14 protein-coding genes are annotated in these 13579 nt (G+C 31.5%); 6 read left to right on the forward strand and 8 right to left on the reverse strand.

Annotated elements, in window-relative coordinates; translation table 11 throughout:
* The coding region (locus OIF36_04880) for a hypothetical protein (protein MCV6599788.1) at positions 1-226 on the forward strand (226 nt) is incomplete at its 5' end.
* 3 nt (positions 227-229) lie between these two features.
* Positions 230-760: a 16S rRNA (guanine(966)-N(2))-methyltransferase RsmD gene (gene rsmD, locus OIF36_04885; GenBank protein MCV6599789.1), complete on the forward strand. Its 531-nt coding sequence runs from the start codon at positions 230-232 to the stop codon at positions 758-760.
* Here rsmD and OIF36_04890 read toward each other — a convergent pair.
* Positions 755-1282 (reverse strand): hypothetical protein, encoded by a 528-nt coding sequence (locus tag OIF36_04890; GenBank protein ID MCV6599790.1) that lies wholly within the window; start codon positions 1280-1282, stop codon positions 755-757. The two genes, rsmD and OIF36_04890, sit on opposite strands and share 6 nt — an antisense overlap.
* Positions 1283-1425: 143 nt before the next feature.
* Here OIF36_04890 and accB point away from each other — a divergent pair, with 143 nt between their 5' ends.
* Together accB and accC are read left to right on the forward strand one after the other, a co-directional pair.
* Entirely contained in the window at positions 1426-1887 is a 462-nt protein-coding gene (gene accB, locus OIF36_04895; protein ID MCV6599791.1) for an acetyl-CoA carboxylase biotin carboxyl carrier protein, read from the forward strand.
* Positions 1888-1907: 20 nt separating this feature from the next.
* Positions 1908-3245 (forward strand): acetyl-CoA carboxylase biotin carboxylase subunit, encoded by a 1338-nt coding sequence (gene accC / locus OIF36_04900; protein ID MCV6599792.1) that lies wholly within the window; start codon positions 1908-1910, stop codon positions 3243-3245.
* Positions 3246-3588: 343 nt separating this feature from the next.
* Here accC and glk read toward each other — a convergent pair whose 3' ends face one another.
* Positions 3589-4569 (reverse strand): glucokinase, encoded by a 981-nt coding sequence (gene glk / locus OIF36_04905; protein MCV6599793.1) that lies wholly within the window; start codon positions 4567-4569, stop codon positions 3589-3591.
* 144 nt (positions 4570-4713) lie between these two features.
* On the opposite strand from glk, the gene OIF36_04910 reads away from it, so the two are divergent.
* The gene (locus OIF36_04910; protein ID MCV6599794.1) at positions 4714-6576 is read left to right on the forward strand and encodes an ATP-binding protein; all 1863 of its coding nucleotides are present in this window, start codon (positions 4714-4716) and stop codon (positions 6574-6576) included.
* 4 nt (positions 6577-6580) lie between these two features.
* The gene (locus OIF36_04915; GenBank protein ID MCV6599795.1) at positions 6581-7657 is read left to right on the forward strand and encodes a response regulator; all 1077 of its coding nucleotides are present in this window, start codon (positions 6581-6583) and stop codon (positions 7655-7657) included.
* 25 nt (positions 7658-7682) lie between these two features.
* Here the strand turns inward: OIF36_04915 and ettA are convergent, their stop codons facing one another.
* The 6 genes from ettA to OIF36_04945 form a co-directional block, all read right to left on the reverse strand.
* Positions 7683-9359, reverse strand: a complete 1677-nt coding sequence (gene ettA, locus OIF36_04920; protein MCV6599796.1) for an energy-dependent translational throttle protein EttA — start codon at positions 9357-9359, stop codon at positions 7683-7685.
* Positions 9360-9477: 118 nt separating this feature from the next.
* The gene (locus OIF36_04925) at positions 9478-10272 is read right to left on the reverse strand and encodes a glycosyltransferase family 2 protein (protein ID MCV6599797.1); all 795 of its coding nucleotides are present in this window, start codon (positions 10270-10272) and stop codon (positions 9478-9480) included.
* Complete coding sequence (locus OIF36_04930) at positions 10269-10493, reverse strand: helix-turn-helix transcriptional regulator (GenBank protein ID MCV6599798.1); 225 nt, start codon at positions 10491-10493, stop codon at positions 10269-10271. Before OIF36_04930 ends, OIF36_04925 begins: the two co-directional genes overlap by 4 nt.
* A 47-nt stretch (positions 10494-10540) precedes the next feature.
* Positions 10541-11350, reverse strand: a complete 810-nt coding sequence (locus tag OIF36_04935) for a hypothetical protein (protein ID MCV6599799.1) — start codon at positions 11348-11350, stop codon at positions 10541-10543.
* Complete coding sequence (locus OIF36_04940) at positions 11340-12401, reverse strand: glycosyltransferase family 4 protein (GenBank protein ID MCV6599800.1); 1062 nt, start codon at positions 12399-12401, stop codon at positions 11340-11342. The genes OIF36_04935 and OIF36_04940 overlap by 11 nt, the downstream gene beginning before the upstream one ends.
* Positions 12394-13572, reverse strand: a complete 1179-nt coding sequence (locus OIF36_04945) for a hypothetical protein (GenBank protein MCV6599801.1) — start codon at positions 13570-13572, stop codon at positions 12394-12396. Before OIF36_04945 ends, OIF36_04940 begins: the two co-directional genes overlap by 8 nt.
* Between the last annotated feature and the right edge of the window lie 7 nt (positions 13573-13579).

Consider the following 13579-nt stretch of genomic DNA (forward strand, 5'->3'; position numbering starts at 1 on the left):
AGATAGTTATGCATCATTTACTACAGCTCCAACGGGCAATTCTAATGTTGGAGGGTTAGTTGGATATTCTTCTAGTGGTAATGTTAATAACTATAGTGATCTTTGTGAAGAAGGTGTTAATGCTTGCTCTGAAGCAGATGCAATTGCTATACAGAATAATTCATGGACAAGCCCAATATGGAAAACTGTAGGGACTACAAAAACTCCATTGTTAATTAAAGAGTAAAATATGAGAGTAATAGCAGGTAAATATAGAGGTAGAGTATTAAAGTCTCCGATTGGTAAAAGAATTAGACCAACTACAGATAGAACTAAAGAAGCAGTTTTTTCTTCTTTGGAATCTAGCGGGGGTATTAATAATAAAAAGGTGTTGGATGCTTTTTGTGGCTCTGGAGCTCTGGGTATAGAGTCTTTATCTAGAGGAGCTAAAAAAGTTTTTTTTATGGATATAGACACTAGACTTGTTAGAGATAATGTCTCTTCTTATAAAAACGATAATGATATAAATGTAATCACTTGTGATGTCTTGAGTCCTGCTTCTTCCAGAGAAGTAATGGATATAATTTTTATTGATCCTCCTTATGCTATGGAGGCAGGAGCAAAATCTATAAAGATTCTATCAGAAAAAGGCTGGGCTAATGAAGATACTCTATTCGTTGTTGAGACAGATAAAGATGATGAGTGTATGTTAGAAGAAGATTATTCGTATTTCAAAAAGAAAAAATATGGAAAAAGCAGTATTTATTTTGTAAAGTTATAACCAATCGGGCTCACCATTTTTCCACTTAGCGAATTTTATTTTCTCTTTTTTATAGAAATTTCTATAAGAAGCTATAGCGGTTTTCATTTTGCAATAATCGGGCATTGCTAAAGCAGGAGTGGTAAACTTTGTTTTAGGAATGTTTTGAGGAGGGTGTCTTAAGATTTCTCTAAGTTTAATGTCAGTTAAATGAGTCTTCCCATATCTTTTTTTAAATTCATCACACAAAGCACAAAACAGATTATATAAGTAGTTATAGTTTTCTACTGACTCTTCTGTCCATATTACACAAGGATGGTGATAGAAACCTGCTTGATAAAGAGTTTCTTCTCTTTTATCATTAAGTTTCCAAGCTCTAACTTTGTGATTTGATTTATTTATTCTGTAATATTCCTCTCCATCAAGAACCCTATGAGCAGTCGACATAATTTGTGCATACTCTATTATCATTTTAACACAATGCTGATCGCAATGGTGTTCTGCACACTTTTTAGGGTCTTTATCTAAGTAGAATATATTCATACAAATATTATAGCTTTTTAATTATTAAAGCTCAATTAAAAAATCTTTATTAAAAAAAAATTTACAAAATAAAAAAATTATGTTAGTGTTGAAAGGATCGTTTTTAAGGCGAGATGGAATAACAAAAAAAGGTTGAAAAAACAATGGCTTTTATTAATATAGATAAAAATGAATTAAAAGATTTAGTAGAAATTTTAGAAGATAGCTCTTTAGCTGAGATTAAATTAGCAGATGGAGATGCAAAAATAACTTTAAGTAAAGCAACAAGTGGTGCAGTTGTAGCTCCAGTTGCAGCGGCAGCTCCAGTGGCAATGCCTGCAGCAGCGGCGGCAGCTCCAGTAGTGGCTGCAGAGATAAAAAATGAAGATCATCCTGGGGCTATTAAATCTCCAATGGTTGGTAATGTTTACTTAAAACCATCACCAGATGCTGATAACTTTGTAAAAGCTGGCGATTCTGTAAGTGCTGGAGATACTCTTCTTATTGTTGAAGCAATGAAAGTTATGAACCCTATTAAAGCTGAGAAATCAGGTGTAGTAAAAGAAATATGTGTTTCAGATGCTCAACCAGTTGAGTTTGAACAAGTATTAGCTATAATTGAATAATAAATAAAAAGAGATTAATTATGTTTAAGAAAATTTTAATTGCAAACCGTGGAGATGTCGCTCTAAGAATTGTTAGAGCTTGTAAAGAAATGGGTATTAAATCTGTTGCTATCCACTCTACGGCTGATGCTGATTCTATGCATGTTAGACTTGCTGATGAGTCTGTTTGTGTAGGTCCTGCATCTTCAAAGGATAGTTATTTAAATATGCAGTCTATTATTTCTGCTGCAGTAGTTACTCATGCTGATGCAATTCATCCAGGTATTGGTTTCTTATCAGAAAATGCTAAATTTGCTGATATGGTTGTAGAGCATGGTTTCGAATTTATTGGGCCTTCTGCTCAACATATGAGAATGATGGGTGATAAGGCTGTTGCTAAACAAACAGTTGCAGAATTAGGAGTTCCAGTGGTTCCGGGATCTAAAGGTCTTGTGGAAAATATTGAAGAAGCTAGAGTGGTTTCTGAAGAAATGGGATACCCTGTTTTGGTTAAAGCCTCTATGGGTGGTGGCGGAAAAGGTATGAAAGTTGCTATGACCGCTGAAGAACTTGATGAAGCTTGGAATTTCGCTAGAGCAGAAGCAAAAGCTGCTTTCGGAGATGACTCTGTTTATATCGAGAAATTCTTAAAACAACCAAAACATATTGAAATTCAATTGTTTGGTGATAAGCATGGTAATGGTATTCACTTAGGTGAAAGAGATTGCTCTGTTCAAAGAAGAAATCAAAAACTTGTTGAAGAATCTCCTTCTCCAGTAATTACTGAAGAATTAAGAAATGAAATTGGTGAAATATCTGCTAATATGGTTAGAAAACTGGGGTATGTAGGTGCTGGAACAATCGAGTACTTATATGAAGACGGTAGATTTTATTTCATGGAAATGAATACTAGACTTCAAGTTGAACATCCAGTTACAGAAATGGTTACAGGAATTGACTTAGTTAAAGAACAAATTCGTGTTGCAAATGGTGAACCTTTATCTTACAAACAAGAAGATATTAAAATGAAAGGTCATGCAATCGAAGCTAGGGTTAATGCTGAAGATCCTGAAACATTTATGCCTTCTCCAGGTAAAATCAAAGGATATCATACTCCTGGTGGACTAGGTATTCGTGTGGATAGTGCTCTTTATGGTGGTTATATAGTTCCTTCTCACTATGATAGTTTAATAGCTAAGGTTATTGTTCATGGTGATACAAGAGAAGAAGCAATTGCTAGACTACATAGAGCTCTTGATGAATTTGTTATTGACGGTGTTAAAACATCAAACCCTCTTGTTAGAAAAGTTCTTGATGAAGAAGAATTTAGAGAAGGTGGATATGATAATAAATGGTTAGAAAGATATCTTGATTTATAAAAATAGATTTTATTCTTAATTTATTTTAAAAGATTAAACCCCCATTGCAATACTTAAATGTATAGCAAGGGGGTTTAACTTTCATATAAATTAATTTAAAATCTATTTTTCTTTTCTATGTCATTCTGAGTGTAACGAAGAATCTTTTCATGCTTGTGTAATATAGATTTACATCCTGTAGCACAATGAGATTCTTCACTTCCACACAAGTGTGTCCGTTCAGAATGACGGAATAGAGAGGGTATCAGCAACACAGCAATATTCTTCTTCGCTCCGCTCATCAGAATGACGGAGTAGGAATGACGGATTTTAAAGAGATTATAGAATTTAATATTCTATAAATTTACTCATTAATTTTGTTGATTATATACTTTAACCCTACAAAAGCAGGAGTAGGATGTGTTATTATATAAGTAGGAATGTTCTCTAAATATTCTCTCATACCTTCTTTGTCTTCAAAAGATTCTCTAAAACATGATGTTTCTAAAAAATCTTTCATAGCATTAACTATATTGCCAACAATGAAAACTCCTCCTTTAGACCCTACAGTAAGGGCCATGTTGCCTGCCATGTTACCTAAGAATGAACAAAACATTTCAATTGTTTCTAGCATTCTAGCAGACTCTCCATTAGTGCCCTTGATAACAAGTTCTTCCGATGTTAGCCCTTCTTCAGGTTCCTCATTGCTTATTTGGCATATAGCTGTATATAAGTTTATTATCCCTTGTCCAGATAGAATTTTTTCAAATGATACAAGACCATGATTTTTTCTAAGTTGGGCTATGATTTTCCCTTCTCTATCGTTTCTTGCTGACATAGTTACATGTCCACCTTCTCCTGGAAGAGGATAGAAATCACTACCAATGCTTACAAGAGTTGCTGCTCCAAGTCCAGTTCCTGGTCCGATAACTGACATAGGATGTTTTAGTATTGTTTTACCCTTGTCTTGAATTTTGTGTATATCACTTAATGAGAAAAATGGTAGAGCACAAGAAACAGCTGTAAAGTCATTAACAATTTCAAGAGATTCCATCCTTAAAGTTTCTTTTAATTTAGTTATAGAAAAATTCCAAGGATGATTTGTCATTTGTATTTGGTCTCCAATTACAGGACAAGCAATAGCAATAGCTCCATTCACAGGAACAGGTATATCTTCCTCTAATTCTGTATTTATGTAGTTAAAAATTGCTTTGTCTAATGTAGCAAAATCAGAACATTTATACTCTTTGATTTTTTGAACTTTTTGATTGTAATATATTGCTAACCTTATATTTGTTGCTCCTATATCACCTATTAAAGATGAGTAATTACCAAAGTATCTCATTTTTTCTCCTTTTTGTTTTTACTATATTTTATATATAAAGTATTTATTTCAATTTTGCAAAACATATATCTTGATTTATGAAGTTTTTTAATGTAGGGTTATGTTTATAGCCTAAAAAAGAAGAAAAAATGTAGAGTTTTATATATGGAATTTATTAATAATAGTTATTTTATTTTTGTATCTGTAGCATTGTTTGTTATGTCTTCTCTTATGTATATAAGAGAGCTTTTAAAGCAACAAAGGCACTATATACAAATTCAAAAAGTTAAAGAGATGGAAGATAAGAAGAAAAGAGATTTTATCTCTAATATAAATCATGAAGTAAGAACGCCTGTTAATGTGATATCTGGTATGTTGCATTTACTCGCTAGACAAGATTTAGATGAACAAAGCATGTCTTATGTCGAGAAAATTAAACTAGCAAATAAAGATATAAAAAATGTTATAGATAATGCTCTAGATTTTAACAAGCTTTATGGAGGGGATATAGAGGTTCATAATAAAGAAATAAACTTTAAATCTTTTGTTGATAGTTTAAGAGAGGACTTCTATTTACAAGCAAAGCAAAAAGGTTTGAAATTAATTTTTAATATAGATGAAAATGCTCCTAAAAGAATTAATTCCGATGAATACTTATTAAAAGCTATATGTAGTAAGCTTATCAATAATGCAATTAAGTTTACAGAAGAGGGTGAAGTAATATTTAAAGTTAATTTGCTTCAAGCAAATGATAGTGTTGTTAATTTAAACTTTGAAGTTATCGATACAGGTATAGGTATGGATAAAGAGCAAATTCAAGCTATATTTAAAGCATTTGAACAAGGAGATGGTTCTAAAACAAGAACATATGGTGGGATAGGTATAGGTCTGTTCCTAACAGAAAAAATGTTGGAAGCAATGAAAAGTAAAATAAGAATTCAGACAACATTAGGGCAAGGAAGTAGCTTTAGTTTCTCTTTAGTTCTGGAGTATATAGCTGATGATTTATCTGATGCTGAAATTTGCAGAGGTAAAAAGATCATGTTTGTTGATGATGATTTGATTAATAGACAAATAGGTCAAACTTTATTAAATGATTTAAATGTTAATTCAGTTATTTTATCTTCAGGTGAAGAGGCTTTAGAAAACTTAAATGATTCTTTTGATTTATTAATAGTTGATATTCAAATGCCTGGTATAAATGGCATGGAGGTTGCTGAAAAAATTAAAGGTCAGGGATACAATGACTTGCCAATAATTGCTTTAACAGGTAACTCAGATGCAGCAGATTTAGAAAAATATAAAAGGTCTGGAATGAGTGGATGTATTGCTAAGCCTATAGATTTTGATGTTTTAAAAGGAACAATAGCAGATGCTTTTAAAAACACAAATACTGTTAGTAGCTTTAAAAAAATTAGTAAAGATGTTTTAGATTTTGACTCTGATGTTTCAAGCTTTAGTGCAGCAAAAGGTCTAAGGTTAATCAATAATGATAAGAGTTTATTTAATGATATTTTAACTAAATTTGTTAAGAATTTTGAAGATACTCCAAATAAATTAAAGTATTTATCAGAAACAAAAGATTTTAAAAGTGCTACTTTAATCGCTCATTCAATAAAGGGTATCTCTGCTAGTATCGGTGCTGTTCCTCTGTCTAATTTAGCTAAAGATGTAGAACAGAAGTTTAAAATATCAAGTAAAGCAGATATAGATGAGTTTGTTAAAGAGCACAAAATTGTAATTGAAGAAATTAAAAAATATTTATCGAATAATCAAATTGAAGAAGCTCCTGTTGAGAAAAAAGAGGGTGGAGTAAAAGATTTAGTTGATTTATTAATAGAATTGCAGGATAATGTATCTAGAAACGATCCAGTTAGAAGTAAACAGATATTGCAAAAAATAAATACATATTCATTCTCTGTTTCTATTAAGGATAGTTTATCAAAATTAAAAGAGTTTATATCATCTTATGATTTTGTAGAAGCTAGTAAAGTTATAGAAGAGATGAGAAAAACATTAGAGGAGTAGTCTTATGGATGAAAAATCAACAATACTTATAGTAGATGATGTTAGTGAAAACATTGATGTTCTTGTTAGTGTGCTTAGGGAAGATTATAACTTAAGTATAGCTAAAAATGGTAAAGTTGCTTTAGATTTAGCAAATAATGTCAACCCAGATTTAATATTGTTAGATATTATGATGCCTAAAATGGATGGGTATGAGGTTTGTACTAAGCTTAAAGAAGAGGATAATACAAGAAATATACCTGTAGTGTTTTTAACAGCTCTAGGTCAAAATGAAGATGAAGAAAGAGGTCTTCTGTTAGGGGCAGTTGATTATATTACTAAACCTTTTGAGCCATCTTTGCTAAAGGTTAGAATTAAAAATCATCTAGAACTTAAGAACCATAGAGATAATCTTGAGAAGCTTGTAGATGAAAAAATTCATGAAGTTAAAAAAACAAGAGATGCGGCTCTTGCAAGTATGGCATTTCTTGCTGAGTTTAGAGATCCAGAAACAGGAGCTCATGTTATAAGAACAAAAGAGTATGTTAGATCTTTAGCTGAACATCTTAGAAGTGTTTATCCAGATGAATTAAATGATCAAACTATTGAAGCAATGTATCAAGCGGCAGAACTACATGATATTGGTAAAGTTGGGGTTCCTGATTCAATATTGTTAAAACCGGGCAGGTTGACAGATGAAGAAATGGAAGAAATGAAAAAACACACTATATATGGTGCAGAAGTATTAAGAAAAACAGAAAAACTTTTGGGTACAAAAACTTTGTTCTTAACAACAGCTCAACAAGTAGCAGAGTGTCATCATGAAAAATGGGATGGAACAGGTTACCCTAAAGGGCTAAAGGGCGAAGAGATACCTCTGAGTGCTAGATTAATGACTATTGCAGATATTTATGATGCTCTTATGAGTAAGAGACCTTATAAAGACCCAATACCTCATGATAAAGTTGTTGAAATAATTACAGAAGGCGATGGTACAGGCAGAACAAAGCCTGAGCATTTCGACCCAAATGTCTTACAAGCATTTAAGGAAATAAATCATAAGTTTAAACAAATTCTAGAAGATCACCCTGATGAAGAGTAAATCTCATAGAAATTAAATTATTTATTTATCTGCTGATAGGTTTGTATTTTATTTTATGAGGCTTTGCTGCTTCTTCTCCTAGACGGCGAATTGCATCTCTCTCATAATCTTCGTAGTTTCCTTCAAACCATTCTACATGAGAATCTCCTTCAAATGCTAGAATGTGAGTCGCAAGTCTATCCAAGAACCATCTATCATGAGATGTTATTAAAACACAGCCTGGGAAATCCATCAAAGCTTCTTCTAAAGCTCTTAGAGTTTCAACATCTAAATCATTTGTTGGTTCATCAAGCATAAGAACATTTGCTCCTGATTTTAGCATTTTTGCTAAGTGAACACGGTTTCTTTCTCCACCTGATAAAGAGCCAACTAGCTTTTGCTGATCGCCACCTTTGAAATTAAAAGAAGCCACATAAGCTCTGCTTTGCATTTCTGCTTTACCTAATTCTATAATGTCATTGCCATCAGAAATCTCTTGCCATACTGAGTTTTTATCTTGTAGTGAATCTCTAGATTGATCAATATAACCAAGTTGAACAGTCTCTCCAAGCTTAAATTCACCACTATCAGGATTTTCTTGTCCTGTTATCATTTTGAACAATGTTGACTTACCTGCTCCATTAGGGCCAATTATGCCAACTATAGCTCCTCTAGGTATTTTAAAGTTTAAATTATCAATTAGCAATCTTTCTCCAAAACCTTTAGATACTCCTTTTGCTTCAATAACATTATCGCCTAATCTCTCAGGAGTAGGTATTATAATAGAAGCAGTTTTCATTTTTTCTCTAACATCTTGCTTTAATAAATCTTCATAGGCATTTACACGAGCTTTTGATTTAGCTTGCCTAGCTTTAGGAGATTTTCTAATCCATTCAAGTTCTTCTGCTAGAGATTTATCTCTATTGTTTGCTTCTCTTTTTTCCTGAAGAAGTCTTTTTTGTTTTTGCTCAAGCCAGTTTGTATAGTTTCCTTCATATGGATACCCTTGTCCTCTATCTAGTTCTAGAATCCAACCTGTTACATTATCTAAGAAATATCTATCATGAGTAATTAATACAACAGTTCCACTGTAATCTTCTAAATACTTTTGTAACCATGCTACAGAACCCGCATCTAAATGGTTTGTAGGCTCATCTAATAATAGCATATCTGGTTTTTCTAGTAGTAATTTACAAAGAGCAATTCTTCTTTTCTCTCCACCAGATAGTTTCTCTACAGAAGAGTCTTTGTCTGGGCATCTTAATGCATCCATAGCTATTTCTATTTGTCTTGATAAGTCCCAAGCATCTTTTGCATCAATTAATTCTTGAAGTTCTCCTTGCTTCTCAATTAGAGCCATCATTTCATCTGTATCTGTTACTTCGCCAAGCTTTAGAGATATTTCTTCAAACTCATCCACTAGAGCCTTTGTTTCAGACATAGCCTCAACTATGTTTTCATAAACTGTTTTAGAGTTATCTAATTGTGGTTCTTGTTCTAAATAACCAACTTTCACTCCTTTTGCTGCCCAAGCCTCTCCTTGAAAGTCTCTCTCAACACCAGCCATAATCTTTAATAAAGTTGACTTACCTGAACCATTAGTACCTATAACCCCTATTTTTGCCCCTGGGTAAAAGCTAAGGTGAATGTTTTCAAAAAGCTGTTTGCCTCCTGGCCATACTTTAGTTAGTTCCTTCATTACGAATATATATTGATTTGACATTTGTTACCTCTCTAGTTATAGATTGCTTTATAATAAGATGATTATTAAAGCAAAAAAACATTGTTTTTTATTTGCCATTTTATAACATATAAATTTAAATTTGAAAAGAGCTTTTATATTAACTCGTCTTTTTTAACTTTGTTTGCCAGTAGTAATATGCTCTAAATATTGCATAGTTGTAACCTGTCTTCCCATCTAAAAAGCCAAATTTAAAAATATAACTATCTAAAAAGGTAATTAAAGGCATAAATGGTAAATTGTGATAAAGCTTTTTAATAAACCCTCTTAAACCAGAGCCATAAATTTGATTTTGCACTTCTGCTTGCCAAGAAGAGTAACGATTGTGTCTATCTATCATTGCATATAAAGGTTTTTTGTCGTTGTGATTGTATTTGTTTTTTAAACTAGCTATTTTGCCTATTACAATTGGTTGATAATGCCCTTCAACTTCCCACATTTCTGCTACATTTAAATCATCTATTATAGGAAAATTCACAAAGCCTTTTCTTAATAGAATTATTTTTTTATGCTTACGACCAAATCTCATTTTCTTGTTCATGAACCAAACATCAGCAGTAGCATAGAAAGCATTATAATCTTTATTTATAGCTGTTTTTATTTCTGAATTTAGCTTTTGAGATAGCTCTTCATCAGCATCAACGAATAAAATCCACTTTGTATTAATATCTATATTATCAATCGCCCACTGTTTCTTCTTAGGATATTGTCCATTCCAGTTAAAGTTAATTACATTAACGTTGCCATAAGACTTTGCTAACTCAACTGTATTATCGCTACTGTTAGAATCTATAACAAAAACTTCTTTATACTCTTGTAAAGAATCTAAACAATGAGTAATATTTACCTCTTCATTTTTTGTTAATATGAATACAGAAACATTTATTGGGCTCATTTTAGTAACTCTTCTAGGCTAATATCTAAATACTCCGCAACACAAATAATTGTTAATAGAGTAGGGTGAGATAATCCTTTTACAGAATTTGAAAAAGTATTTCTTGATAAACCTGTATCTTTTGATAATTGATAATCTGAGATTTCCCTCTTTTTCATCTCTGTAGATAATATAGAAATAATCTCTTTTTCTTTTTTTTCTAAAATTCTTCTGTTTTTCATAAATAGATAATAAAACACTTTAGTGAAAAAATGCTAGGTAATTATAATTACTTGTTTTCCTTGATGTAGATAAATAATAAGCTCCAAAAACTTCCCGACATTAAAGTAATAAATAAAACAATAAGAGGGATAGATGGAGAGTTCGGGATACTAGAAACACTTATGTTTTCTACAGTATCAGCAGAATAAGGGAGGTCAACTCCCAGCATAGCTTCTATTTGTAGTTGATGTTGCAATAAGTCTAAAAATACTTCACTGTTTTTTGATGTGTTAGATGTTTTAAGTTGCTTTTTTATGAAAGCAATTTCTTTTCCATTTTTATTTTTTTCTCTATTCTTTATTATGTCATCAGCTTGTTTATAAAGAGATTTAAGTAAATACTTAGCAAACTTAGGGTCTGAGTGCTTTAGAGTTATTCTCTTCATATTTGTGTTTTTTATATTTTCGATATTTAAGTTGTTTTGAATATAGTTTTGTGTCGTCTCTATATCATTTTTTGAATATATTCTTCCGTATAGTAATAGAGATGATAATGAGAACTTTGCTTTTAATTTAGAGGATATTTCTTTATCTGAGTTTAGCTTTTTTGCAACATCTTTAGATGTTAATAAATATAGAAATTTATTAAAGTCACTTTCTCCCTGTTTAATAGAGTTATCTTCTTTTTCAGACTTGTCTTTTTCTTTTAAGTCATGGACAGCAGGTGAAACCACCATAAAAGCGGTATGTTTTTTTGTTATAAAACTTGAAGCTAGACAGCTCAAGCAAAAGCATATTATGAATATGATAATAACTTGTTTTTTATATGATTTTATACCTGCTAATATAGCATTTGCATCTAAAGAGTTATTGTACATTGTTTAAAACCTTATTAAATTTCTTTGCAGCTTTTTCCAAGCCATATTTTTGATTAATGATAAGAGCATTATCTCCTTTGGCTTTTCTTAATTCAGAGTCTTTATAAAGACTAATTATCTCTTTTGAAATAATTTTTATATCATCCGAAGCCATACCGCAATCGTATTCATTTATTAATTGTGCTATCTCACTTTCTTGATCTCCGCAAAATAAGCAAGGTATTCCAGCAGCTAAACAAGAATATGTTTTGCAAGGAACCATAAGCCCTTTTGTTTTAGGATTTACAGAAACTAAATGAATGTCTGCACTATTGATTGATTCAACATATTGGCTCATAGGCTTGTAATTAGAAACTTCAATGTTTTTTATTCCTCGTCCTTCAATTTCTTTTACAACTTTTTCTTTTTGAGAACCTCCTCCAATTAATTGAAATACTATGCTCTTTTCTGATTGTAATGAATCTGCTATATCTAATATTTTTGAGAAGTCGTAAGCTAGCCCCCAGTTTCCAGAGTACATAACTGTAAAATTTTTCTTTTCAATATTCATTGGTTTAACAATTCTATCCGCCCAGTTATAAATCACATGAATATTTTCTCTTTTAATATTGTAATTATTTGCAAAGTGATTCTTCATATCTCTTCCTATTACAACAAACTCATCAACGAACTTTAATAAAAATTTATTTAGAGAGAATAAGAACTTCTTGTTAAATATTTTTATATTAAAAACTTCAAATAATTCAGGGTAAATATCCATGCCCCAATGAATAACTTTAATACCTTTTAATTTTAGTATTGGAGCTAGAAGTAATATAAAAGGAGGGTCTGTCATTATTACTGCTTGTTTATATTTCTTATTTGAAATGAACAGTGTTTTAAAAAATAAATATGCTAGAGATTTTAATCTAGACATAGGTTTAGAATCGTGCATTACTTCTATGTCTTGCCCAAGAAGCTCGAGCTCCTCTTTCATCTCTATTAAAATTCTACCAGTTGCTCCATTTAGCGGGGGAAAGACTCTATTTATGAATAAAGTTTTTTTATTCACTTGAGTTCTCCAAAGTAGTAGCCAAGTTAACACCATCAACAGTTGCTAGTTTTTCTAGAGATAATAGTATATCCCACTCTAGGCTCATGTTTTTGTTAGTAACTTCAAGTTGCTCTATTTTTAAAGACTTTTTAGGAGCTGTCAATGATAGAGCCCAGTCTGGATTCATATACATTTTTGAATACATGTGGTCTTTATATTCATATTCTGAAATATCATCGGCAACTGTTTGAGCTAAAGATTTAGAATAGCCAGTTCCTATATCATTATCAAGTTTTGAATAATAAGTGTTTAACCATGCTCCAGTATTGGAACCTTTAAGCATAGATCTTTCAGCAATCATATCTGCAAAAATTGAAAAGACTAAATTCTTTTTAGAATTTAAAGAAAGATTCTTAACTTTCTCTGCTTTGCTTTGAAGAGAATAGAATGCGATTCCACTGGCAACTTTAGGAGCAGCCTTCCCAACCAATTTTCTAGCAAACTGTTGAGCAGCAATCATAGTGTTAGGAGTATCCTCTGATGAAGTAATGTTTTTTATGCCTTCTTTATTTCTAAAAGTACTAACTCCAAATAGAGAGCTTGAATTTATATCTGCATCGGTAAATGGATTGTTTGGTTTTGTAGGATCTATTTCATGTTCAATATTAGAAAACCAAAGAGTGTGTTTATCTAATTGTTTATTAGAAAAGTCTAGCAGGTTTTTTTGTTTGTTAATAGACTCCATAAATCCATTTCTGTGGGTTTCAGCAAGTTTTCTTGTGTTGCTGTTTGTTTTTGACCAGTTTTTAGCATTTGTAGCCTTACCACAAGCAACATCTCCTAAATCTGGAGTCCTGTTGTTTATTTGGTTTGTTGTCGCTGCTCTTTGACGATTTTGTACAACTTGCATTTGGTTAATAGCATCATCATAGGCTGCTCTTTGAGCAGAATACTTTTGAAAAGACTCCATGATAGTTGATGTTTCAGCATTTATTGTAACTATCAATGTTTTTAATGCTGCTCCTATGCTAGCTCCAGTAGTAACAATTTCTGTGGTTTGATTCTTAATTAATCCCATGATAGATTTGTCAAAATTAGCTGAGATTTCACAAGTGCTTGCAAAAGCATTAGATGCATTATTGATTGAAAATGCTGTTATTATTATAAGTAATAATTTTCTTTTTTTCATTTTTTAA

The organism is Alphaproteobacteria bacterium (assembly GCA_025800285.1).
Taxonomy (GTDB): domain Bacteria; phylum Pseudomonadota; class Alphaproteobacteria; order JAOXRX01; family JAOXRX01; genus JAOXRX01.